Here is a 21,448-nt window from a genome sequence, read left to right as displayed (position 1 = left end):
GGTGGTGACGCTCCCTTCTGGCGGTGAGCGTACTCCGGGCGAGGGTTGCGACCGCGCTTTTCGCGGCCGACTCGGCCGACCGTCAGATCCGCGTGGCCACGGATGCCGCGACCGGAGCCGCGTCGGGCGCGCCCTGTGCCTGCGGCTCGTCGTCGAGGACGGGGTCGCCGAGGCCGATCTTCCGTTGGATCCGCTGCATCCACGCCGGGGCCCACCAGCACCTGTCGCCGAGCAGTTTCATCACCGCGGGAACGAGCAGCATGCGCAGGAGGGTGGCGTCGATGAACAGCGCGGCGATCATGCCGTAGGCGATGTACTGCATCATCACCAGATCCGAGAAGGCGAACGCCCCGGTGACCACCAGGAGGATGAGCGCGGCGGCGGTGATGATGCCGCCGGTGTGGGCGGTGCCGACGCGGATGGCCTCGGTGGTGTTCGCGCCCCTGGCTCTGGCTTCGACCATGCGGGACAGCAGGAACACCTCGTAGTCGGTGGAGAGCCCGTAGATGATGGCGATGATGAGCACGAGTACCGGGGACATGATCGGCTGGGGTGTGAATTCGCTGAGCTCGGCGCCGTGTCCGTCGATGAATATCCAGGTGAGGATGCCGAGGGTGGAGCCGAGTCCGAGGGCGCTCATGAGCGCGGCTTTGATCGGCAGGACCAGGGATCCGAAGGTCAGGAACATCAGCAGCGTGGTGACGAGCACGACCGCCGCGAGCATATACGGCATGCGGTCGAGGAGGGTGTCGATGCTGTCTTCCTGGATGGCGGGCTGGCCGCCGACGAGCAGGGTGAGTCCCTCGGGCACGTCGAGTGCGCGCAGGTAGTCGATGGTCGGGCCCGTGTCGTTGGAGTCGGCGAGGGTGGCGCGCATGCGGTAGAGGTCGGTGCGGCCGGGCGCGGAGGCGGGCACGCTGAATTCGCTGGCGAGTCCAGGGGCTTGGTTGACCTGACGGTAGAGCTGCCCGATGGCTGCCCGGTCGTCGGAGACGACGATGAGTTGCAGCGGGTCGGGCTGGCGTTTGGGGAAGAGCTCGTCGAAGTGCTGCTGAGCGAGTCTGGTGGTGTTGTCCGGGGGCAGGTAGGTCTCGCTCATGCCGCCGAAAGCGAGGTTCTTGACGGGGATGATGAGCAGGCAGAGCCCGAGGACGATGGGAACGGCGACGCGGAGGGGGCGGCGCATGACCCAGTCGGTGGTGCGCCCCCAGAATCCGTTCTCGATCTCGGCGGTGGTCTTGGTGCGGCGGAATCGGCTGAGGCCGAGGCTGTCCACGCGCAGTCCGAGAATGCCGAGGGCGGCGGGCAGGATGGTGATCGCCGCGAGGGCTGCGAGCAGAACGGTCGAGATCGCGCCGTAGGCGAGGGATTTGAGGAAGCCCTGCGGAAAGAGCAGCAGGCCGCCGAGGCTGGCGACGATCATGGTGGCGGAGAAGACGACGGTGCGGCCCGCGGTGCTGACGGTGCGGCGGACGGCGGTGCGGGTGTCGTGGCCGGCGGCGAGTTCTTCGCGGAAGCGGCTGACGATGAACAGGCCGTAGTCGATGGCGAGGCCGACGCCGATCATCGAGACCACGCCGGTGACAAAGGAATTGACCTCGGTGAAGTTGGTGAAGATCCGCATGATGCCGTTGGCGCCGGTGACGGTGAGCGCTCCGATGGCGAGGGGTAGCGCGGCGGCGACGAGTCCGCCGAAGACGAAGAAGAGCAGCACCGCGACGACAGGGAGGGCGACGACCTCCATGCGGTGCACGTCGTCGGTGAGGGTGTCGGTGAGTGTGCCCGCGATGGGTTGCAGGCCGGCGACTTGGACGTCGACGCCGGGAATGTGGAAGGCGTCTTTGACTTTTCGGTAGTTGCGCACCATTTCGGTGTCGTCGTCGCCGTGGATGGCGATGAGGACGAAGGCGTGGCGGCGGTCGTCCCTGGCGAAGAGGGGTCCGCTGGCCCTGCCGGTCTCGGTGGCCCAGTAGGTGCCGTTGATGCCAGCGATCTCGTCGGGGTGGTCGCGGGGGAGGCTGTCGAGGTGGGTGACGACGGTGTGGGTGAGTTCGGGATCGTCGACGGTCTTGCCCTCGGGTGCGGTGACGAGCAGGACGACGTCGGATTCGTGGTCGCGGCCCCATGCCTCGTCGGCGATGCGGCTCGCGCGGGCGGATTCGGAGGTGGGGTCCTCCAATCCGCTGGAGCTGAGGTGGTTTTCGATGCCGATGCCGTAGCCCGCGAGTGCGAGCAGTCCGGCGATGACGACGCCGAGGACGCCGAATCGGTATCGGTGGACCAGATCCCCCCATCGCGCGAACATCAGCGGTCTCCGTGAGGGCAGGGCGGGGCGTCGGGGGCCGGGTTCGGTCGGTGAGCCGATCCTGCTGCGCGGAAGACCAAGGGGCCGCGTCCTTTCCGTGGGGCGACAGGGCGTCTGCCATCTAAGGTACAGACGTGAGTGAAATGTAGGCGTTTAACTATCATTTCCGGGTCGTGTGACATCGATTCGCTTCGCACGCGTGTGCCGTCGGTGATCGGACGCGGGCGTGCGGGCGTGTGAATTGCCCCGCTTGGACGCGCGCGGACCGGACGGGCTCGCCGCGTCGTGGCACCATGCGGTTATGGTCTCGAATCCGTTGCCGACCCTGGCCCGGCGCTTCGCGCAGCAGCGATGGGTGATGCGCCTGGCGCCGGTGGTGCTGCCGCTGGAACGGTTCGTGCGGTGGCTGAGCCGCGGCCGGATGGGCGTGCTCGACCTGGTCGGGCTGCCGTCGATCGAGGTGACCGTCGCCGGGCGCAAGACCGGCATGCCGCGCACCGCGTCGCTGCTGTATGTGCCGCGGGGGACGGATTTCCTGGTGATCGGTTCGAACTGGGGAAGCGCGAAGCATCCCGCGTGGTCGGCGAATCTGCGTGCGGCGAGCACCGCGACGGTCGGGCATCGGGGTGAGCGTTTCGCGGTGCGGGTCACCGAGATCACCGGGGTGGAGCGCAAGCGGGCCTGGGATCTGGCCGTGGAGTTCTGGCCCGGTTACGAGATGGAGTACGAGCTGTCCGGTGGCCGCGAGTTCCGGATCTTCGAACTGCGCCGGGAGTGAACGGGGTCAGTCGATCTCGGCCCGTACGGCCGCGGCGAAGGCGGCGATCGCGGGATGCGCGTGCGCTCCGGCGCGGCACGCGATGGTTGTGGTGCGCGCGATCGGGAGCCGGATGAGTCGCACGCCGGGCGGGGGATCGGTGGCGCTGAGTTCGGGGACCAGGGCGACGCCGTGTCCTGCGGCGACGAAGGCCAGCACGGTACTGAAGTCGTCGACTTGATGCCGGATGCGCGGGCTGAATCCGGCGGCTTCGCAGGCGCGGAGGGTCATGGTGTGGCAGCGGGTGCCCGCGGTGGCCACGATCCAGGGCGCGTCTCGCCAGGTGTCGAGTGTGGCGCCGGGGACGGCGGAATCGGCGGCGAGGAACATGGCTTCGCGGTAGAGCGGTGCGGTGTGCACGCCGGGTTCGGGTGGAAACGGCACCAGGTCGTAGTCGTGCACGAGGGCGACGTCGAGTTCGCCCGCGCGCAGTGCGTCGGCGACCCTGGCCGGATCCAGTTCTGTCACACAGGGTTCCAGCCCGGGGTGGACGGCGGCAAGTCGGGTGAGGGTGGCGGGGATGAAGGCCTGGGTGGCGCTGGGGAATGCGCCGATACGCAACGGGCCGGTGACTCCGGCCCTGGCGTCGGCCAGATCCGCCTCTGCCTCCTCCAGCCGAGCCAGTACCGCATCGGCATGGGCGACGAGGGTGTGCCCGGCGGGGGTGAGCGTGACTCGGCGTCCGGTGCGTTCCAGGAGCGCGACGCCGGATTCTCGTTCCAGCGCGGTGAGTTGCTGGGAGACCGCGGACGGGGTGAACGCGAGTGCTTCGGCGACGGCGGCGATGGTGCCGCGGCGCGCGAGTTCCCGGAGCAGGCGCAGTCTGCGCACGTCGAGCATCAGCTGAGCTTACGCTCAGCGGAACATATGCGAACTGGTTCTTAACGTGGGGGTGCGGCACGCTGGCCTTATGTACCGATTTCGAGGGATTTTCGTACCGCTGATCACGCCGTTCACAGCCGAAGGCGCCGTCGCGTTGCACGCACTGGAGACGTTGGCGCGTGACGTGCTCGACGAGGGTGCGGCGGGTCTGGTGGCGCTCGGCACGACCGCCGAGGCGGCGACACTGGACGCCGAAGAGCGGCGCGCGGTGATCGACGTGTGCGCTCGGGCGTGCGCGGCGGCGGGGGCGCCGCTGATCGTCGGGGCGGGCGGCAACGACACTCGCGCCGGTGTCGGCGCGCTGACGGAGCTGACGGCTTGGCCGCAGGTCGCGGCGGCGTTGGTGCCGGTGCCGTACTACACGCGGCCCGCCGAGGCCGGGGTGGTGGCGCATTTCGCGCACCTCGCGGCGAGCTCGCCCGTGCCGCTGATCGTGTATCACATTCCCTACCGGACCGGGCGTGCGTTGAGCGCGAACACGCTGCGGGAACTGGCGGCCTTGGATGGTGTCGTCGGTGTGAAATACGCGGTCGGCGGTGTGGATGCCGACGCGGTGGATCTGCTCGCCGAACCGCCCGCGGATTTCGCGGTGCTGGCCGGTGACGACGCGTTCGTGTCGCCGCTGCTCGCGCTGGGCGCGGCAGGTGGTATCGCGGCGACCGCGCAGCTGGCGACCGCGCGCTATGTCGCCCTCGAAAGTGCCTGGCGGACAGGCGACCTGACGGCCGCGCGGGCGATCGGCGCGGAGCTGGCCGCAGTCTCGGCGGCGGCGTTCGCCGAGCCGAACCCCACGGTGATCAAGGGTGTGTTGCACGCGCAGGGGCGCATTCCGAGCGCGGCGGTGCGATTGCCGCTGTTGCCCGCCGCGCCGGAATCGGTGGATCGGGCTCTGACGGCGCTTCTCGATCACCTTCCATCCCGATAGCCGATTGCTATTCTGACGTAGTCCGGTGCCGCCGGGCGGCGAGAACCGCACAGACCGGAGGGCGTTGTGAACGATCGTCGCGGCGCGTTGCAGGAGTACCTGTTGCGGACTCAACCCAGGACCATCGACCGGGGGCGGATGGTGGTCGTGGAGCGGGAGCTCACCCGGGCGGTGCGCGGCGGCGTGACCGGCGCTGTGGTCGAATTCGGTTGTTACCGAGGCGGAATGACCGCGTGGATGCGCGCCGTGCTGGACGCCCTCGGCGCGGATCCGCCGGTGCACGCCTACGACTCGTTTCGCGGGCTGCCCGCGGTCGGCAGCTACGACAGCGACTACTTGGCCGAGGGCGAGTTCACCGCCTCGGTGGGTGATGTGCTGAGGCTGCACGAACAGTTCGGTCTGCGTCGGCCGCACGTGCACGCCGGTTTGTTCGCCCACACCCTGCCCGAGCAGCTCCCCGCCCGGATCGCTTTCGCCTACATGGACGGCGACCGATACGAGTCGACGGTGCAGTGCCTGCGTGCCACCCTGCCGCGACTCGCGCCCGGCGCGATCCTGGTGTTGGACGACTATGCCGATCCCACGGCGTCGCTGCCCGGTCGGGCGGTCGCGCAACCGAAGGCGCCGGGGGTGATGAAGGCGTGCGAGGACGTCTTCGGCACCCCGCTGGCGGTCACCGCGGTCTGTGAGGATCCGACCTGGGCGTTGGGCGTGTACCGTCACACAGTCCCGCCGACCGTCTCCGCTGCGACGTCCGCGCGGCCGGAGGCGGCGCGCTGAGGGGCCGCACGGGATCTCCGTAGATCCCGTGTTCGGGCGAATGCGTTGCGTACGAAAGGGATCGGTTCGGCCATCCAGACCGATCCGCTCCACGCTCCCTCTTTTCGTATCGGCTGAACTTCGATACAGTTTGTCTCGAAGATATGAGACAAACTGTTTCGTAAGGGGATGCCGTGCGACCACCGGATCCTCGGACGGTGCGCAGCCGCGATGCCGCGCTCGCATCGGCCCGAGAGCTGTTGATCGAGCAGGGATTGGCCGGTCTGACCCACGGTGCTGTCGCGGCGCGCAGCGGGATCAGCCGGGCCACGCTGTACCGGCTCTGGCCCGAGCCGCCCGATCTGGTTCGCGCCACGATCGCCTGGCACATCACCCTGGCGCAGTCACAGCCGACCGGTGATCTGCGCGCCGACCTGCTGACCGAACTGGCGGGAACCCGCGCGATGCTGCACGAACCGGCCAGCGAACAGGGCATGCGCGTGATGATCGAAAGGGCTGCTGTCGAACCGAAATTCGCGGAGGTCAAGGAGGCGCTGTACCGGTCGGGCACCCGGGTGGTGCGCGCGATCCTGGCCGATGCCGTCGCACGCGCCGAACTGCCCGCCGAACTCGATATCGACATCGCCGTCGATCGACTGCTCGGTCCGCTGTTCTTCCGCCGCCTGGTCGCCAACCGAACCTTCGACCTCGACTACGTGCACGATGTCGTCGACGACTTCTTGCGCTGCCACTCCACGAAACCCCCACACCGGCAAGGACCTTTGTGACATGACGTCTCCGGTAACCAGAAGTCTTTCCGCTCCACGGATTCTCGCCGTGCTCGTCGCACTCGTCACTGTGTTCGGTGCGTTGCTTGCCGATTTCGTCGTCCCGGAGAGCGCGGGCCAGCACTTGCACAACGACGCGTGGCCGCCGCACGCGAAATTCCACGACGCGCAGTACATCGTCATGTCGATCCTGCTCGGCGCGGTCGCGCTGACACTGCTGGTACAGCGTGGAGGCGGTACACGATCCCGGGTGTGGACGGCCTGCGCGATCCTGGCCGCGCCGTGGCTGGGCCTGCTGAGTGCGATGCTGTTCCCGGGCGCCGCCGTACAGGATCCCGAATTCGACAACCCGTCGATCGTCGGCCTGCACCCCCAAGTGCTGCTGGCCGCGATCCTGCTGACGCTACTGCTTGTGGCCGTCCTGCTCATCGCCCGAACCGAACGGCAACACTGAATGGCAGGTGCCGCACTCGGTATTCCCCGGCGCGGGCATCTTGTCCCCGTTACCCACCACCGCGACGGCGCGCCGCTCGAACTGGGTGCGCTGCAACGCCAGTGCGCTTGCGGCTGGCCCCGGCCGCAAGCGCGGATCGGACAGCACCAGATCGAGCAGCAGTCGCGTCCAGCATCCGGCCAACGGGGCCGTGGGGTCAGTCCAGTGTCGACAACGCGGCGCGGAGCCGCTCCGCGAGCTCTACGGCCTGCGGCAGCGACCACGGCAGCACGCCGTTATCGGCCATCAGCGCGTGGAACTGCTGTTCGCGGTAGGGGACGCCAGGCGGCAGCGGCGCGACGTGCCGGTGCAGGTGCGAATTGCCTTGCTGGCTACCGAGACTCAGCACATAGGTGCGCTCGCTCGGCACCACCGCCTCCACGGCGCGTGTCACCGGGTGCACCAGCGACATGATCCGCAGGAAAGCGTCCTCGGGGAGGTCTCGCACGACGTGTTCGCGGTGCAGTTTCGGTGCGACGAGGACGGAGCCGAACAGCGTCGGATAGCGCGACAGGAACGCGAAGTTCTGCTCGTCCTCCGCGATGATCAGCACGGAGCGACCCGTTCGAGCGGGAAGTAGAAGTGCGCGCAGGCAAGGATCGGCTCTACGCCGATTTCGCGAGCAAGGACGGGCTCTATCCAGCGGTCATCGAGCAGTGGCCGGGCCAGATCACCGACGGGACCGCACTCGACGTCGCGGACTTGCCGGATACACCCGGGGGGATGTTCGACCACTATCTGCCCGAGAACGCCCGGCTGCAGGCCTGGGCCGAGGTCCGGGCCACCGGCATCCCCGCGGCGGAGAACGCGGTGCGCCGCATCATCGCGACCGAGATCAGCGAGATCGAACACGGGCAGCGCGAGGGTCTCGTCACCACCGACTTCCAGCCCGTGGCGCTGGTCGCCATGCTCACCGATCTGGTGCCGCCGCCGTGCACGCCGGCCGGGCGGAGGAGACGCACGACATCGCCGAACGCCGGCCGCGGTTGCCGGCCGCACGCTGGCTCACCGCCCAGGAATGACCGCGCCGACCATGCGCGGATGCTGGGAGTTTGCCGGAAATCGATGAGAGCCGCGCAGGCCCGGGCGTAGACTCACCGGGATCGCTGCGTGAACATCCACTTCGAGGTGATGTGGCATGGTCGACACAGAGGTGCTCATTGCCGGCGCTGGTCCGGTCGGACTGACAGCGGCCATCGAGTTGGCCCGACGCGGAGTGACTTGCCGGATCATCGACGCGGCCGCCGAACCACCGCGGTATGCCAAGGCGGTCGGTATCCAACCCCGGACGCTCGAGGTGTTCGAGGGCATGGGGGTGTTGCGGCAGGTGCTCGACTCGTCGATCCAGCTGCGCGGGCAGATCGTGTACGTCAACGGAGCCGAAGTCGAGCGCGTCGCGCTGACGCTGCCCGCCGACATCCCCTACCAATTCGTCGGATTGCCGCAGTACGAGACCGAACGGATCCTGCGCAAACGCCTGGACGCCACCGGTACGCACGTCGAACGGGGCACGGCGCTGACCCATTTCGAACAGGACGACTCCGGCGTGCACGCCGTGCTCACCGACGAGAAGGGCGAGCGCCGGGTGCAGGCGGAGTATTTGATCGGTTGCGACGGCGCGCACAGCATCGTGCGAAAAGGGTTGGGGCTCAGTTTCGAAGGCGCGGCGTTCGCCGAACAGTACATGCTCGGGGATGTCGAACTGGGCTGGTCGATGCCGCGCGGTTATGGCATCCGTGCGATGCACCGCACCGACGGTGTCACCGACGATCTGCTGGTGTGTATCCCGTTGCCCGGCGATTACCGGTATCGGGTCTCGATGCTGGTGCCCGAGGAACTCGCGACAGCACCGGCGACGTGCGGCGACGCCGTCGAGCACGGTTTCGAGGGCAGTCATCCGCCCGAGCTGCACCACATCCAGGCGGTCCTCGACCGGCTCGCCCCCGAGCGGGTCACCGCGTCGAGCCTGCGCTGGTCGTCGGTGTTCCGCATCAGCCATCGCATCGTCGACTCCTATTCGCGCGCACGGGTGTTCGTCGCCGGAGACGCCGCGCACATCCATCCGCCGACCGGCGCGCAGGGCATGAATACCGGCATCCAGGACGCGCACAACCTCGCCTGGAAACTCGCGCTCACCCTCGCGGGCATCGGCGCGCCAGATCTGCTCGCCAGCTACGACGCCGAACGCAGGCCCGTCGGCGCGGAGGTGGTCGGACGGACCATGCGCAGCGCGCGGGAAGGCATCGGCGCGGGGGAGACCGACCCCGACTTCGTCATCCGCCGCGAAGCGCAACTGCTGATCGACTACTCCGCCAGCCCGCTGGTGAGCAACGCCCCCGCCGACACGGGCGGTCCGCTGCCCGGACGACGCGCCCCCGACGCGGCCGGTCTGACCCGCGACGCCGTCGCCTTCCCGATCCGGCTGTTCTCCCTGTTCGGGCGAACCGATCACACCGTCCTGATCTACGTCGACGACACCGCGGGCCCCGAGTCGCCCGCCGCGGTGGCCGCGCTCACCGATGCCGCGCGCCGCGCCGCACACGGCCGGGTCGACGTCTACCTCATCGCCGCCGCCGACGCCGAACCCGAATCCTCACCGCTGCCGGTGATTCGCGACCGCGACGGTGACTTCGCCCGCGCCTACGGCGCGAAAGGGTTGTGCGCCTATGTCATCCGGCCCGACGGCTATCTCGGATTCACCGAACACGCGCCGACGCCCGAAGATCTGACCAAGCACTTCGCGGCGATCTTCCGCTGAACCGGGTTCAGCGGGATTCCGGCGACAGGATCTGGATCAGCTGGCGAGCGAATTCCCTGGGGTCGGTGCGTATCCCGTTGTGCGCGCCGGGAAATTCGACGACTGTCGAGTTCACCATGCACACGCTGTGGTTTTACGGCTTCGCGACGGGCCACGATATGGGCGACTCGCTCGCGAAACGGCGTGATCGAGACAGTTGGGTCACCGAAGGCATTGCGCCACACAGCGAAATGGCCGCCGGGACGCAGCACGCGATGCAACTTCGGCAAGACCACCTCGAGATCGAACCAATGCACAGCGGTGGCCGCGACAGCGAGATCAAAGACTGCCGCGGGCAGCTCAACCTGCTCGGCCGTGTCGACGTGCACAACTGCGGCCGGCCAGCGACGGCGCAGCCATCGGCCAGGGCCGGGCCCGGTTCGACCGCGTCGACCGACGCGCCCGCTTCGAGGAGCGGTCCGGTGGCCAGTCCACTACCGGCCCCGAGATCGATCGCCCGGATCCCTGGCTGCAGCAATCCGAGATCTTGCAGCTCGGCCCACAGAACAGCCGGATACGGCGGCCTGGCCCGGTCGTAGACATCGGCATGGGTATCGAAATGCAGCGGGTTGGGCACCCGGAAAACTCTAATCCGGTTGTGGCCGAACCGGACACCGCGATCAGCGGCATCACCGGAGGTAGATGACAGGCGCGGCCATGCCTGTCGCCACTGAGGTCGGAAGAGGGTGTCGCGGACGCGCAGCGGCCGGTACCGGTCGGCCCGGGCTGGTCGAGTCCGGCGGCGATGTCGACCTGGTGCCGTGCTTCGGGCCACCCAGCTCAGCGCCACCCGAACCTGGCGCCGCTCGACTCTTGATCAGATCGGCGGCCCTTGCATCCGGATCGGATGTCGGGACGCGGTCTCGGGCCGGGCAGTTGCACCAGCACCGCGCCGGTGAGCAGTATCGCCGCCCCGGCCAGTTGCGTCGGCCCGAGTGACTGGCCGAGCAGCAGCCACGCCAGCACCGCGGCGACCAGCGGTTCCACCAGGGACAGCACGCCGGCCAGGGCCGCGGGCAGATCGCGCAGCGCCCGCAACCCGGCCAGGTAGGGCAGCACGGTGCCGGCCACGGCCAGCGCCAGCAGCACCAGCCACACCGGGGCCCGCAGACCGCCCAGTACCGCAGCGGTAGTGAGCAGGCCCGAAGGCAGCGTCCACGGCGGAGCGACCGCCGCCACCATCACCGCGCCGATCGCCAGCCCAGCCGCGGTCAGCCCGAGCGAGTCGTGCCTGCTCGCGCCGTGCTCGCCGAGCAGGAAGTACCCCGCTGAGCAGATCGCCGCGCCGAGCCCGGCGGCGACGCCGAGCAGGTCCAGCCGGGTGCCCTGCCAGATCTGCGCGACCAAAGCCAATCCGGTCGAAGCCAACCCGATACCCAGCCACACCAGTCCGGGCAGCCGGGTGCCCCGCACCACCCGAACCCAGAGCGCGACCAGCGCGGGCGCCACGTTGACCAGCACCATCGCCACCCCGACCGGAACCCTGGCCACGGCAACGAAGAACAGCAGTTGCACCCCGGCGACGCCGAGCAGACCGTAGCCGAGCAGCAACCAGAGGTCGGCGCGGCCGAATCGCAGTGCCCGCGGCCGCAGCACCGCAACCATCGGCACCAGCAGTATCGCGGCCAACACGATCCGCGCCGAAGTCACCGCAGCCGGAGACCAGCCCGCCGCCATCACCGCCGCGGCCAGCGAGCCCGAACTTGCGAACAGCACCCACGAGATCAGACTCAGCCCGGTCGCCCGTGCCTGGCTCGGCGCCCGCACGGCCTTCTCCGATACGACCACGCCTGGCAGTGTGCCTGAGCGATCACCGCCCTGACCAAAGGTTTTCCGGCCGAGCCGTTCGGCGGCCCGCCACACGAGAGCGGGATCACCGACCGGCTCAGCGGCGGCGATCAGCAGGAGCAGCCTGCTCTGCTCGGGTAACCCTTCGATCCGCGTCAGGAAGCTCTGTTCGATCCGGGCTCTCCGAAGCATCCGAGAGCAGACTCAGCACCGCCAGTCCGACCGGGAAGCGTTCCGGCGGGGTGCCCGCCCGCATCCCGAACACTGTCTCGAGCGCGTCGCGCTGCGGCGCGGGAAGTTCTTTCAGCCGATCCAGCAGCGGAACACACAACTGGTGCAAGGTGGCGAACGCGAGCTCCATCTCGGACTCGACACCGACCGCACGCAGCATCCGCATGCCCGTCGCCGAACGCTTCAGGTACTCGAGCAGCGCGGACTTTCCGACTCCCGGCGCGCCGTGCATGACGAGCACGCGTCCGGCGCAGCCATGATCGATGCGATAGGCGCCCGAGCGTGCGAGGCCGGCGGTGCGACGTCCCGCGAACACCGTTGTGGCGTCTGCCCGGTCAGCGTTCGTCGTAGGTGCGGCGAGCGGTGGCGATGTATTCGCGGTGCCGTTCGGCCCAGTCGATGAGGGCGCCGACCTCGCGCGACAGTGTCCGCCCCGCCGCCGTCAGGTCGTAGTCCACGCGCGGCGGCGTGGTCGGGGTGACGGTTCTGGTGACCAGCCCGTCGCGTTCGAGGCTGCGCAGGGTGAGAGTCAACATCCGCTGGGAGATGCCGTCGATCGCGCGACGCAGCTCGGCGTAGCGGCGCGGTCCCGTGCCGAGCACCGCCATGATCAGCACACTCCACTTGTCGCCCACCCGGTCCAGCACATCGCGCAGCTCACAGGTGGCCGAATCCGCGCTGACCTGCATGGAAACATCGGTGTGCGTAGCGAATTCCGAAGTGCCTACTTCTGTCACCCCGGGAGGATCGCCCAGAATCCTGTCGAACACAAGTAGTGACCAACGCACAAAAAGTGCGTTACCGCGCAGGAGGACACCGTGACCGCCGATCTCACCGCCTTGCCCGCCCGAACCGGGGACAGGCCCGCGACGACCGGGCTGGAAATCCCGCACGATCAACTGGAGGCGTTCTCGCCGCCGCAGATCCGTTCCGTGCTCATCGAATTCGCGCGCTCGCTACCCGGGGTGCGGACCGGGCCGAGTGCGGTGTCCGAACCCGGATCGCTGGCCTTCCGGCTGCCCCGAGCCGATCGCGACTTCGACGCGTTCCTGCATCCCTCCGTCGACGAATTCGGCCACGTGCACCGCACCGGATTCATGCACCTGACCATCCCGGTGAGTTCCGTTGCGGTGCTGACGGACCTGGGCTGGGTGGAACCGCATCCGATCAGCAAGCGACCCGAGTTCCCCAGCGGCATCGTCATGTTCTACGCACCGCGCGACACCGACGAACTGACCGTCGCGACCACCGTGCTGCAAGCCTCCTACGACCAGGCCGCCGCCTGAGCGCGTTCGTCGCGTGATCGCTTCGGCGACAAGTGCGTTCGACGCGCTCGGTCAGTGCTCGAAGATGCTCGTGTCTCCCGGCTCGGTCTCGAGCGCCTCGCGGTCGAAGATCAGCAGGGTGAGGAAGAACAGCCCGCCGGCGACGAGCAAGCCGACCACGATCAGCACCGGGACCACCGCATGCTCGGGCGTCACCAGCACGAACAACGCGACGGCCGACCAGACCAGCGCCGCGATCGCGACTGGCAACTCGAAGCGCCCGAGGTCGAACGCGCCTTTCCTGCGGTCCAATCGTCTGCGCACCGTCAGGTAGAGCGCGATCGTCGAGCCGTAGATGAGCGCCGGGAGGATCGTCGAGGCTGTGATCAGCTCCAGCAGCGCGTCACCAGGCAGTGCGACCATCAGGACGACGCCGAGGAAGAAGATGAGGATCGTTGCCGGGACCGGTGTATGCGTGCGCGGGTCGACCCGTCGCATCAGCCGGTGGGCGGGGAAGCGCGCGTCGCGCGACATCGCGAAAACGAGCCGCGAGCACGCGGCCATCACCACCATCCCGGCACCGAAGAACGCGAACGTGATGGCGACCAGCAGGATCCTCTCCATCACCGGACCGAGCTGGTCGCGCATGATCGCCGCGACCGGCGACTCGCTGGCGCTGATCCGGGGGATGTCGTCGATCGCCACGGTGAGTGCGATCACGAACAGCAGACCCAGCACCCCGGCCGCCACGACCGACCCCACGATCGCGCGCGGGACGCTGCGATAGGGATCCTTGGCCTCCTCGGCCAGATTGGCCGCGGCGTCGAAGCCGACGAGCGTGCCGAGTCCCATGATCATCGCGAGCATCAAACCGCCGCCGACGGCGAAATAGCCGGGGGCGTTCTCGGTGACACCGCGCGACGTGAGGTTGTGGGCCGTGCCGTTGCCGGTGATCACCACCGCGACGACGAGCGCGATCGCCACCACCACGACGAGCGCCAGTTCGAGCCCCACCGCGCTGGTGTTGATCATGCTGACCAGGCGCGTCGAGGCGACGGCGAGTACGGCCTGGATGAGCAGCACCGCGAGGGTGATCAGGCGAGCGGTGCCCTCGTCGGGTGCGAGGCCGGCCAGCGGCATGAACGCCTGGCTCGCCAGCGCATTGTCGACAGCCATCACCGCGACCGCCAGGTAGCAGAACGTCAGCCAACCGAACCCCCAGCCGATCTTGGGGTTGGCCAGCCGTGAGGCCCACTGGTAGGACGAGCCGCTGAGCGGGATGCGGGCCGCGAACTGCGCGACCACCAAGGCCACCAGGACCTGACCCACCGCGGCGATGATCCACAGCCAGATCCCGACCGGGCCCGCGTTCCGCAGCACGTCGTCGTAGGTCGCGAAGATGCCGACCGCCACCGAGATGAACGCGAACGAGATCGCGAACACCTGGAAGGGGCCGAGCGTGCGCTTCAGCTCCTGCCGATAGCCGCCGAGCTCGACGGAATTCTCGTTGGTCTGCGCCTGCGACGAAGCGTCCGCCACCTCGCTCACCTCACCTTCTCGGAGGGTGCGCCACCAGCCGTGAACACGATCGACTTCGTGCGATTTTACCGAAGTGGCCTCGAGCGGAGCGTCTGCGAGACGGGTGGCGAGCAACACCGTGAACAGCGCGGCGAGCCCGGGACAAAACAAGCAACCCATGGGTGGGAATCGCCCACCCATGGGTTGCCCTTCGAATCGCGACGGCAGAGGTTGTCAGCGATCGAGGTCGACCTCGCGTGCGCCCGGCAACCGGCACAGAACGAAGATCGCCACTGCGAGGACGCCCGCGGTGATCGCTCCCGCCCACATGATCGCGTCCATGCCCGAGGCGGACGCCTGGATAGCGATCCGGTCCACGGCTGGGGCGAATCCCGACATCTGGTCGGGCAGATAGTCGACCACCTTTCGACCGACCCCGGAGCCGAGGGCATCGGTGAGCCGGTTCACCTCATGCGGCGGTATCCCGCGGACGAAAGGTCCCAGGCCCGTGAGCGAACGCTCCGTGGATGCGGTCGCCCGGTCGGCGAACAGCGCGCCGAGGCCTGCGATGCCCAACGCGGTACCGACCTGACGAGCGGTGAGGACAGTACCGGTCGCCATTCCGCTGCGCTCCACACTGACGAAGGCGAGCGCACCCTGCGAGACGATCACGCTCGCGGCTCCCAGTCCGACACCACCGATGATCGAACCCAGTACGAAATGTGTCCACTGCGTGCCCACCGACACTCCCGTGCACAGGAACAGCCCGGCCGCGATCAGCACGACTGCACCGGGCAAAGACCAGCGAATCGGCATGCGCCGCTGCAGGATCGCGACAACGGGTGAGACGAAGAACGCAGCCAGAGTCAGCGGCAGCGCACACAGACCCGCTTGCAGCGGACTGAACTGCAGGGTGTTCATGTAGTAGAGAGCGAGGTAGTTGACACCGGCGAAAATGGTGCCGCCGATGGCCAATCCGCCCAGGGTCAGCGCCGCGAATGTCGGCTGCGCGATCAGGCGGAGGTCGAGCATCGGCTCCGGCGTGCGCAACTCCCAGCCGACGAACACCACGAGAGCGACCAGCGAAGTGATCACTGCGGCGATGATCGTTGCGGAGGTCCACCCTGCGTTGTTGCCTTCGATCAATGCGAAGACACCGGCGAACAGCGCGATGCTGATCGTTGCGGTACCGACCCAATCTGCTCGACGCGGCCGCAGATCGCGCGATTCCGCCATGTAACGCCACGCAGCGACGAAGGCCAGGATTCCGATTGGCACATTGATGAGGAAGATCGCCTTCCAGCCCATCGTGTCCACGACGATTCCGCCGATCAGTGGCCCTGCGGCGGCCGCACTCGCGAGCACGGCCCCGTACACGGCGATCGCACGTGCCCGGCTTCGGGGCTCGACGAACGTGGCGGCGATAATCGGCAACGATATGCCGAACAGCATGGCCGCACCGACACCTTGAACACCGCGGGCCAGGTTCAGCGCCAAGATCGACGGGGCCATCGCACAGGCCACCGAGGCGGTGGTGAAGACGACGACGCCGCCCAGATACAGCCGCTTGCGTCCGATCCGGTCACCCACCGTCGCGGCGATCAGCACCATCCCGGCGATGGGCAGGGTGTATGCATCGACCACCCATTGCAGCGACCCGAGCGTCGCGGTGAAGGTGGACTGGAGTTCCGCCAGCGCCGTCGCCACGATCGTGAGATCGAGCAGCAGCATGAACGTGCTCAAACACACCGCTGCGAGGGTGATTCGAGCGCGACGAGAGACCGGCAGGGCCGGCCGATCGACCACCGGCTCACGCAGTTCTTCTTTGAGATGGGTCACCAATGGGCTCCTCTACCCTCGTTCGGGGCCACCGCGCGTTTCATGGCGGGGTTCGGCAGTCGGGTCAACCGGGCGATCCCGCTGACCACCCAGGGCGCGCTCGCGGCGATCGCGAGAAGCTTCGATTGGTAGCGCGGCGACACCAATGCCTGAGAGAGCCAGGTTGCTTGCCGGATCCGGTATCGGACGTCGCGCGCCAGTCGTGCCTGGTACCTGTCCGCGTCGTATCCCCGGTGCCATGCCGCGACTGCCAGGCTCGCGCTGTGCAGCGCGATCGACATCCCGTCACCCGCGAACGAGGGAATCACCGCACCCTGATCGCCGAGCCGCCAGACGCCATCGGAAGTTCGCGCGATATAGCCGTACGGAATGGACGACACGGCGTGCATCTTCGGATGAACCGGATCAGCACCAGCCAACCGCTCCGCGATTGCCGGGTCGATACTTCCGAAGTCCCGATCCCATCCCGGTCCCGCCTGCGCCTTGTCGAGCAGCAGACAGACGTTCGTCTCCCCGCCCTCGACCGGGTTGATCCCGCAGTAGCCCCCTGGTACGAAGACCAGCTCGACATGGTTGCCGAGTGCGCCGGACTGTGCGGGCGTGAGCTTCCAGTGTTGTTTGAATCCCGCCAACCCGGATTGCACGCCCTTGCCGCATTCACGGGTCCATCCGCGTAGGTCGTGCTTTCCGGTAGCGAGGAAGATCTCGCGGCCATCGAAACTCTGCTTGTCGGTCTCGACGCTCCATCGGCCGACTTCGCCTGTCAGCTTGCGCGCGCGGATGCCGCGGTGCACATCGACGCCCTCCTGCGCGGCGCGGCCGATCAACTCCTCGTCGAGGATGTGACGTGACAGGCCCAGCGCACGGAACGGAAGCCGTACGTCGACGTTGTGCTGGCGGCTACGCAACCGCACGCCGTCCATCGGCACCCCACCGAGCCCGTCGGGATCGACGCCGAGCCGATCGAGGTACGTCAGCGCCTCACGGCTGAGGAACTCGCCGCACACCTTGCCGAAGGTTCGGGCCTCCTTTTCCAGTAGCGCAACCCGCGCGCCGCTGCGCGCCAGTCCGATCGCGACCGCCGACCCGGCAAGGCCGCCGCCCACGACGACAGCGTCGTATCGACCGGTGGCGGCCGACCGGGAAGGCCGTGGCTGACGGACCATCTTCGGCTCGAGTGTGTCGCCAGGTGCCTGAGACAAGTAGCTATTCACAGCGTGTCCTCTCAGGCGATATGGAACAGCATGGTCTCGGCCGTGAGGCCGGGGCCGAAGGCCATCCCGCACCCGCGCTTGCCGCTATTGGCTCCGTCGCCGGCACTCATCATCTGCTGGAGGACGAAGAAAATGGTTGCGGATGACATATTCCCGTACCGATCGAGAATGTCTCGTGAGTGCCGGAGGTCGGTGGACCCGAGCTCCAGGGCCTCTTCGACCGAATCCAGGATGAGCCGTCCACCGGGATGGACTGCCCACAGATCGATCGAATCCGTCTGTGCGCCATTGAGAATGATCTGGGTGTTCTCGGCGTTCAGCGCATCCTTCAGAGCTCCCGGCACACGACGGGACAGGACCATGTCGAACCCGGTGTCGCCGATATGCCAAGACATCTGATCGTGCGTATCCGGCACTACCAACGCGGTAAAGGAATCGAGGCCGATACCCTGTTCCTCGCTGGTGATCAGCGCTGCGGCGCAACCGTCGGCAAACAGCAGCGACGAGATGGACATCTCGAGGTTCTTGGGCATCTGCAGGTGAAGTGAGCAGAGTTCGAGGGAAAGCACCAGCACCTTTGCGTTGGGCTCGGAGCGAACGATGTGGTTCGCGAATTTCAAGCCGTTCACGCCGGCGAAGCACCCCATGAAACCGACGGTCGTGCGCTCCGCGTTGGGATTGATGCCGAACCGTTTGATCAACTCGAGGTCCAGACCCGGGGAGAAGAATCCCGTGCAGGTGATGACGACGATGTGCGTGATGTCGGCGGCGATGTCGTCGATCTCCAGTCCGGCCACGGCCCTGGCGGCGAGGTCGGGGGCAGCCTCCTTGTACGCGGCCATTCTGGCCGCGGTGCTGACCCCGTCCGGATCGGAGCCGTAGAACTCGGACGGCTGATCCAGCACCGAGTAGCGGCTCGAGATCTGACACTGCGGAATGACCTTTTCCAATAACAGCCTGTGACGCTTCAGCTGGGTCACCTCGAGGAGGTTGTCACACAGCAGTTGATGGACTTCGTTCGTTGGAACAGCGGTGGAAATCTTGTTCACGTACGCAGTCGTCATAATTTCCTTCAATCGAGACCGAACCCGCCGGAAGCTTTGCCGCCGGACTGGTGGCGTTCCCGTCGAACACCTGGCATGAATAATTCCTCAGATACCTGCCAGCAAACACCACCCGTAGGGGTGGAAACATGCTCACCCCGGGTGGGCGGCTTCCACGCTCGGGTGGGCGGGCCAACTAGTTGTCGGGCGCAACCAATCGGCGCGTTCTAGATGATTAGTTATCCAGTCTATCGATATTTCAACTATGCCCGCGTCGGAACGAATTCGACAATCTTTTCAAGTTCTGTGCGCTGGTTGCCGGACTGGCCGACAGGCGAACCGCACACCGCTTCGCCCGCGCCGAGTCGGTTACCTGTCACAGACCGAGTTTGGTGACGGCGTTGTCTTCCAGCGGGTTCGCCGTGCGGATGTATCCGTGCACGGTGCGGGGATTTGACCAGCGCCCCTGGCGCATGATTTCGCGGTCGCTGGCGCCGCCGAGGGCGGCTTGGGTGGCGAAGCCCGCGCGTAAAGAGTGTCCGGAGAAGAGGTTCGGGTCGAGGCCCGCGCGGGCGGCGTAGCGTTTCACGAGTTCGGCGACGGCGCGCCCCGACATCGGGCGGTCGCCGATGCCGCCGTGGCGGGTGATCGTGGGAAACAGCGGCAGGTCCGGGTGTTCGGCGAGGGGAGTGCCGGTGAAGCCGTGGCAGCGGTGGATTCCGTCATTCGCCATGGGTGTCGTGCAGTGGTCGCGGAGAGCGAGTGGTCCTGCGGCCGTGTGGATTTCGAGGAGCTCGAGCCAGGCCGCGCAGGCGCAGACGGGGCAGGTGCGCGGGCGTTGTCCGCGCGGTAGTGCCACACGCTGTTCGGCGGCGCCGGTGGGGTCGGTCTTGGTGGTCGGCAAGTGCACGAGCAGGATCGGTTCGCCGGTGGCGTGATCCGTGCTCACCCGGACGTCGGCGACCCGCAGGCTCGCGAGTTCGCTGCGGCGCAACGCGCCCGCGAAGCCGATCAGCAGGGCGAGGGCGTCGCGGCGGCGGGCAGGTTCGGTGGGCCAGCCGGGCTCGGGCAGACCGGCGAGCAACTGGTCGAGGGTGTGCAGCAGGATGGGGCGCTTCCTGGTGGGCGGTGTGCGGCGGGTGCGCCGGATACCGCGCAGGGTCAGGCGGACCACGTCGGAGCGGGTGGGGGAGGGCAGTCCGTTGGCGGCGTGCACGGCGGCGATCGCGGCCGATTTGCGTTCCAATGTGGCGGGGCCGAACGCCCATTCGCCGTTCGGGCGTCGCGCGTCGGCCGCGGCCGCCAGATACACCGCGACATCGAGCGCGTCGGCCGGAAGCGCCTGCCGCCCTTCGGCCGCGCACCACCCCGCCCAGGCGATCCAGTCGGTGCGGTAGGCGCGCAGCGTGTTCGCCGACTGCGACGCCTCCAGGTACCGGCGCAGCGAACCGGCCTGGACGTCGTCGAATCGCTCACGCACCACATGCAAGGCGGCCGGGTCGACCAGCACGCTGCGCACGCCACGACGCAGCTCGGTGCGCACCGCTTCCGGCACGGCCACGACGCTGTCGCCCACTTCCGCTCCTCACTGCCCCGGGTCGGCAGCGCACAGAACGTAATGGCGCCGACCGCATTCGAGCCCAGACTATGCGCTGGCGGAGAGCTGGTCGCGCACCCGGACGCCATATTGCGGTCGTGGACAGCGGTGGCGCGGTTCCTACCGCGCGACTCGGTCGGAGTAGCGGTCGCGACAACCCGATGTCGGGTCGGGAATTTTTCTCGAGCACGGCAAGGTTCTCCCCGCGGACGACCGCCGGACCCGGCGATATACACCGGAGCCGGTATCAGCACTGAACGGCGACACGGACATCGCGCCGGAAGGGATCGAATATGAAGTTCGCGGTCAGTTACAGCAGCGCCCATTTCGGGGCCGATCCGGACCGGATCATCGACTACGCGCGCCACGCCGAGGCCTGCGGATTCGAGGGCCTGTACCTGCCCGAACATCTGGTGCTGTTTCCCGGCGCGAAGATGCACACCTTCGAGGTCCCGCCCACGCTGCCGTTCCTCGACCCGCTCGACACCCTCGCCTACGTCGCCGCGGCGACCGAGCGGCTGCTGCTCGGCACCGGCGTGCTGCTGCTGCCGTACCGGCACCCGGTGGTGCTCGCGAAGCAGTTGGCGACCATCGACGTGCTGTCCAAGGGCCGGATGCGTTTGCTGACAGTGGGATTGGGCACCCTGCCCGAAGAAGCGGCGGCCACCGGTGTGGAATTCCGCGCCCGCGGACGACGCGCCGACGAAGCGATCGATGTGCTGCGGCTGCTGTGGGCGGGTGGCGAAGAAGGCGTCAGCTACCAAGGCGAGTTCTTCGCCTTCGATGATCTCGTCCAGTACCCGAAGCCCTACCAGGCCACGACATTGCCGATTCACGTCGGCGGATCGAGCCTGCCTGCCGCGCGCCGAGCGGGTCTGCGCGGCGACGGATACTTCGCGGGCGGCATGCTGGTCCCGCAAGAGCGCAAGGTCCAGTGGGATCTGGCGCGCTCGACGGCCCAGGAAGCCGGGCGGGACCCGGACGCGCTCGAATACACCCGCTGGAGCGGCATCGATATGACCGACGAACGGCTCGCCGCCTTCGCCGCGCAGGGCGTCACCCGTGTCGTCGTCAGCGCCACCGCGTCGGACCCGAACGAACAACTCGACGAACTGTCGTGCTTCGCCGAACAATTCGGTGTCGCCCGCGTGTGATCTCTGCGCTCGGCCGACGTCTCGTCGGGCAGG

General features: G+C 67.8%; 20 protein-coding genes and 1 pseudogene. 9 read left to right on the top strand and 12 right to left on the bottom strand.

Annotated elements, in window-relative coordinates:
• Positions 1 to 82: 82 nt before the first annotated feature.
• Positions 83 to 2,305, bottom strand: a complete 2,223-nt coding sequence (locus tag ACRWNM_RS23310) for an MMPL family transporter (protein WP_431970180.1) — start codon at positions 2,303 to 2,305, stop codon at positions 83 to 85.
• A gap of 301 nt (positions 2,306 to 2,606) precedes the next feature.
• Between ACRWNM_RS23310 and ACRWNM_RS23305 the strand changes: the two genes are divergently transcribed.
• Positions 2,607 to 3,083 carry a nitroreductase family deazaflavin-dependent oxidoreductase gene (locus ACRWNM_RS23305; protein WP_431970179.1) on the top strand — a complete coding sequence of 159 codons (477 nt, stop codon included), beginning with the start codon at positions 2,607 to 2,609 and terminating at the stop codon, positions 3,081 to 3,083.
• A gap of 6 nt (positions 3,084 to 3,089) precedes the next feature.
• Here the strand turns inward: ACRWNM_RS23305 and ACRWNM_RS23300 are convergent, their stop codons facing one another.
• The gene (locus ACRWNM_RS23300) at positions 3,090 to 3,962 is read right to left on the bottom strand and encodes a LysR substrate-binding domain-containing protein (RefSeq protein ID WP_431970178.1); all 873 of its coding nucleotides are present in this window, start codon (positions 3,960 to 3,962) and stop codon (positions 3,090 to 3,092) included.
• A gap of 70 nt (positions 3,963 to 4,032) precedes the next feature.
• Between ACRWNM_RS23300 and ACRWNM_RS23295 the strand changes: the two genes are divergently transcribed.
• The 4 genes from ACRWNM_RS23295 to ACRWNM_RS23280 all read left to right on the top strand — a co-directional run bounded on the left by ACRWNM_RS23295 (position 4,033) and on the right by ACRWNM_RS23280 (position 6,930).
• Entirely contained in the window at positions 4,033 to 4,929 is an 897-nt protein-coding gene (locus ACRWNM_RS23295; protein WP_431970177.1) for a dihydrodipicolinate synthase family protein, read from the top strand.
• Positions 4,930 to 4,995: 66 nt separating this feature from the next.
• A complete protein-coding gene (locus tag ACRWNM_RS23290; RefSeq protein ID WP_431970176.1) occupies positions 4,996 to 5,709 on the top strand; it encodes a TylF/MycF/NovP-related O-methyltransferase in 714 nt (237 codons plus the stop codon).
• A gap of 197 nt (positions 5,710 to 5,906) precedes the next feature.
• Entirely contained in the window at positions 5,907 to 6,476 is a 570-nt protein-coding gene (locus tag ACRWNM_RS23285) for a TetR/AcrR family transcriptional regulator (protein WP_431970175.1), read from the top strand.
• Position 6,477: 1 nt separating this feature from the next.
• Positions 6,478 to 6,930 carry a DUF6640 family protein gene (locus ACRWNM_RS23280; RefSeq protein WP_431970174.1) on the top strand — a complete coding sequence of 151 codons (453 nt, stop codon included), beginning with the start codon at positions 6,478 to 6,480 and terminating at the stop codon, positions 6,928 to 6,930.
• Between the two features lie 196 nt (positions 6,931 to 7,126).
• Here the strand turns inward: ACRWNM_RS23280 and ACRWNM_RS23275 are convergent, their stop codons facing one another.
• Complete coding sequence (locus tag ACRWNM_RS23275; protein ID WP_431970173.1) at positions 7,127 to 7,522, bottom strand: HIT family protein; 396 nt, start codon at positions 7,520 to 7,522, stop codon at positions 7,127 to 7,129.
• Between the two features lie 29 nt (positions 7,523 to 7,551).
• Here ACRWNM_RS23275 and ACRWNM_RS23270 point away from each other — a divergent pair, with 29 nt between their 5' ends.
• Complete coding sequence (locus ACRWNM_RS23270; protein ID WP_431970172.1) at positions 7,552 to 8,061, top strand: hypothetical protein; 510 nt, start codon at positions 7,552 to 7,554, stop codon at positions 8,059 to 8,061.
• Between the two features lie 46 nt (positions 8,062 to 8,107).
• Positions 8,108 to 9,727 carry an FAD-dependent monooxygenase gene (locus tag ACRWNM_RS23265; RefSeq protein ID WP_431970171.1) on the top strand — a complete coding sequence of 540 codons (1,620 nt, stop codon included), beginning with the start codon at positions 8,108 to 8,110 and terminating at the stop codon, positions 9,725 to 9,727.
• 284 nt (positions 9,728 to 10,011) lie between these two features.
• Here the strand turns inward: ACRWNM_RS23265 and ACRWNM_RS23260 are convergent.
• The 4 genes and pseudogenes from ACRWNM_RS23260 to ACRWNM_RS23245 all read right to left on the bottom strand — a co-directional run.
• Positions 10,012 to 10,095, bottom strand: a pseudogene (locus tag ACRWNM_RS23260) (hypothetical protein); the annotation flags it as partial.
• Positions 10,096 to 10,546: 451 nt separating this feature from the next.
• Positions 10,547 to 11,554, bottom strand: a complete 1,008-nt coding sequence (locus ACRWNM_RS23255; RefSeq protein WP_431970170.1) for an EamA family transporter — start codon at positions 11,552 to 11,554, stop codon at positions 10,547 to 10,549.
• A 97-nt stretch (positions 11,555 to 11,651) separates the two neighbouring features.
• Positions 11,652 to 12,101, bottom strand: coding sequence for a hypothetical protein (locus ACRWNM_RS23250; RefSeq protein WP_431970169.1), 450 nt, complete (start codon positions 12,099 to 12,101; stop codon positions 11,652 to 11,654).
• 19 nt (positions 12,102 to 12,120) lie between these two features.
• Positions 12,121 to 12,522 (bottom strand): winged helix-turn-helix transcriptional regulator, encoded by a 402-nt coding sequence (locus ACRWNM_RS23245; protein WP_431970168.1) that lies wholly within the window; start codon positions 12,520 to 12,522, stop codon positions 12,121 to 12,123.
• An 81-nt stretch (positions 12,523 to 12,603) separates the two neighbouring features.
• Between ACRWNM_RS23245 and ACRWNM_RS23240 the strand changes: the two genes are divergently transcribed.
• Positions 12,604 to 13,071, top strand: a complete 468-nt coding sequence (locus tag ACRWNM_RS23240) for a luciferase family protein (RefSeq protein ID WP_431970167.1) — start codon at positions 12,604 to 12,606, stop codon at positions 13,069 to 13,071.
• Positions 13,072 to 13,122: 51 nt separating this feature from the next.
• Here ACRWNM_RS23240 and ACRWNM_RS23235 read toward each other — a convergent pair whose 3' ends face one another.
• The 5 genes from ACRWNM_RS23235 to ACRWNM_RS23215 form a co-directional block, all read right to left on the bottom strand.
• Positions 13,123 to 14,589, bottom strand: coding sequence for an APC family permease (locus tag ACRWNM_RS23235; protein ID WP_431970229.1), 1,467 nt, complete (start codon positions 14,587 to 14,589; stop codon positions 13,123 to 13,125).
• A 213-nt stretch (positions 14,590 to 14,802) separates the two neighbouring features.
• The gene (locus tag ACRWNM_RS23230; RefSeq protein ID WP_431970166.1) at positions 14,803 to 16,407 is read right to left on the bottom strand and encodes a DHA2 family efflux MFS transporter permease subunit; all 1,605 of its coding nucleotides are present in this window, start codon (positions 16,405 to 16,407) and stop codon (positions 14,803 to 14,805) included.
• Positions 16,404 to 17,573: an NAD(P)/FAD-dependent oxidoreductase gene (locus ACRWNM_RS23225; protein WP_431970165.1), complete on the bottom strand. Its 1,170-nt coding sequence runs from the start codon at positions 17,571 to 17,573 to the stop codon at positions 16,404 to 16,406. Before ACRWNM_RS23225 ends, ACRWNM_RS23230 begins: the two co-directional genes overlap by 4 nt.
• Before the next feature lie 59 nt (positions 17,574 to 17,632).
• Positions 17,633 to 18,670: a type III polyketide synthase gene (locus tag ACRWNM_RS23220; protein WP_431970164.1), complete on the bottom strand. Its 1,038-nt coding sequence runs from the start codon at positions 18,668 to 18,670 to the stop codon at positions 17,633 to 17,635.
• A gap of 370 nt (positions 18,671 to 19,040) precedes the next feature.
• A complete protein-coding gene (locus ACRWNM_RS23215; protein WP_431970163.1) occupies positions 19,041 to 20,240 on the bottom strand; it encodes a site-specific integrase in 1,200 nt (399 codons plus the stop codon).
• A 314-nt stretch (positions 20,241 to 20,554) separates the two neighbouring features.
• Here ACRWNM_RS23215 and ACRWNM_RS23210 point away from each other — a divergent pair, with 314 nt between their 5' ends.
• A complete protein-coding gene (locus ACRWNM_RS23210) occupies positions 20,555 to 21,415 on the top strand; it encodes a TIGR03619 family F420-dependent LLM class oxidoreductase (RefSeq protein ID WP_431970162.1) in 861 nt (286 codons plus the stop codon).
• The last annotated feature ends 33 nt before the right edge of the window (positions 21,416 to 21,448 follow it).

The sequence above is a fragment of the Nocardia sp. bgisy134 genome, from assembly GCF_965341865.1.
Lineage (GTDB): Bacteria > Actinomycetota > Actinomycetes > Mycobacteriales > Mycobacteriaceae > Nocardia.
Note: the sequence above shows the minus strand (reverse complement) of the source record. Positions and strands in the feature narration are given on the sequence as shown.